Annotated in this window: 4 protein-coding genes; 1 reads left to right on the top strand and 3 read right to left on the bottom strand. The window is 43.6% G+C overall.

Annotated features, from left to right (window positions below):
* From F6K57_RS32495 to F6K57_RS32485, 3 genes are all read right to left on the bottom strand, one after another.
* Window positions 1-324 (bottom strand): hypothetical protein (locus F6K57_RS32495; protein ID WP_293072158.1); only part of this gene is annotated, 324 nt, incomplete at its 3' end.
* A 252-nt stretch (window positions 325-576) separates the two neighbouring features.
* A complete protein-coding gene (locus tag F6K57_RS32490) occupies window positions 577-906 on the bottom strand; it encodes a hypothetical protein (protein WP_293017327.1) in 330 nt (109 codons plus the stop codon).
* 253 nt (window positions 907-1,159) lie between these two features.
* Window positions 1,160-1,438 (bottom strand): hypothetical protein, encoded by a 279-nt coding sequence (locus F6K57_RS32485; RefSeq protein WP_293017328.1) that lies wholly within the window; start codon window positions 1,436-1,438, stop codon window positions 1,160-1,162.
* A gap of 89 nt (window positions 1,439-1,527) precedes the next feature.
* On the opposite strand from F6K57_RS32485, the gene F6K57_RS32480 reads away from it, so the two are divergent.
* Window positions 1,528-1,752, top strand: coding sequence for a DUF433 domain-containing protein (locus F6K57_RS32480; RefSeq protein ID WP_075900924.1), 225 nt, complete (start codon window positions 1,528-1,530; stop codon window positions 1,750-1,752).
* Window positions 1,753-1,770 lie beyond the last annotated feature (18 nt).

Here is a 1,770-nt window from a genome sequence, read left to right as displayed (position 1 = left end):
TTCTTCTTTGAGTTTGCGTTTCAAATCAGCAGAAACCATTAACCGTTCAATCTCTTTACAGAGAGATGCTTTAGATTCTCCTTCTTGTTGGCGCTGTTTATATATTCCAACCAGTAACGCTTCAAGTCCGAATTTCGATAAGCCATCAGCAGCTATTCCCACAACCCCAAGGAAAGCAATGCCTCCGATCATTCCGAATGGACCTAACATTGCCAAAGCCGCTGTGATCGCTGCTGCTCCAGTAAATCCCGTTGTTGCCATAGCAATCAGAAGTATCACACCAGGTAAGCCTAGTGCAGCAACCTTTCTAACCACTTCATCCATATCACTATACCTCAATATTGTTAGCTTATAAAGTTGATATAATGTTCACCAGTATTCCCTCCAAACTGAGTAACGAAATCAGTGGAAATAACAGTGGAAACGCATCTTATTTTGAAATACCTAAGAGACTGTTTGTTAAACTTTGCTTAAATCAGCCACGTAGGGTGGGTTAGGCGGCGAGGACTTTAAAAGCTCACCTGTTAACAGAGCTGTCCCCCGTAACCCACCAATAATATTTACTTTAGAAACAGTCTATAATTCTTCTTTGAGTTTGCGTTTCAAATCAGCAGAAACCATTAACCGTTCAATCTCTTTACAGAGAGATGCTTTAGATTCTCCTTCTTGTTGGCGCTGTTTATATATTCCAACCAGTAACGCTTCAAGTCCGAATTTCGATAAGCCATCAGCAGCTATTCCCACCACCCCAAGGAAAGCAATGCCTCCGATCATTCCGAATGGACCTAACATTGCCAAAGCCGCTGTGATCGCTGCTGCTCCAGTGAATCCCGTTGTTGCCATCGCAATCAGAAGTATCACACCAGGTAAGCCTAGTGCAGCAACCTTTCTAACCACTTCATCCATATCACTATTCCTCAATATGTTTAGTTTAGAGAATTGCTCTAATTTTCACCAGTATTCCTTCCAAACTGAGTAGCGACATCAGTGGAAATAGGGAATTATTGAATCAACGACGAACCAAGCTAATAACAGGTTTACACCAACCACTTTACGCTGTCTACTTATGGTTAGCGTGAATGTTGCCTCGCGTCCTACTGTAAACTACAGTCAAGGAATCAGGATTCCGGAAAATACTACCTCCCGTTCTTTTTTTTGTTTACAGGAAAAGAAAATTATCGCTCTCAAGAGCACTGCCCTGAACTTCCTTCAGAACAGCCAAGTCTTGACCTAAAGTACTGGTTAAAATATTATCCTGATTTTGAGCGATCGCAATATCTTCAAAGGTGACCCCTAGACCGCTCATCACCAGTACATCAACATCCAACTCAAAGTCAGTAATGGTGTTAGCAGTGCTGGGAAAAGCCGCCGCCGCAATCCAAAACTGATCGGCGTCATCACCGCCAGTTAGCAGGCTATCACCATTGCCAGCAAACAAGATGAGGATATCAATTCAGATTAAATAAGTTCGGAGCAGTTAGCGGTAGGCTAAAATTAGAGAAACTCCTAGTATACGGAATAACGGACATGAAAACCGCAGCCCGTGTTATTCATAGCGACCCTGACATCCTGGGAGGAACCCCTGTTTTTGTTGGAACTCGTGTGCCAATAAAAACTTTGCTCGATTATCTCAAAGCAGGGGATCCACTCGACGAATTCTTAGAGCATTTTCCCAGTGTTAGCCGTGAGCATGCGATCGCAGCCCTTGAATTGGCAAAGGAAATGCTGACAGCCTATGCGAATCCTGCTTGATGAGTGCGCCCCACGACC

It is taken from the genome of Moorena sp. SIO4A5, from assembly GCF_010672005.1.
GTDB lineage: Bacteria > Cyanobacteriota > Cyanobacteriia > Cyanobacteriales > Coleofasciculaceae > Moorena.
The sequence above is the reverse complement of the archived record's forward strand: the minus strand, read 5'-3'. Positions and strand labels throughout refer to the sequence as shown.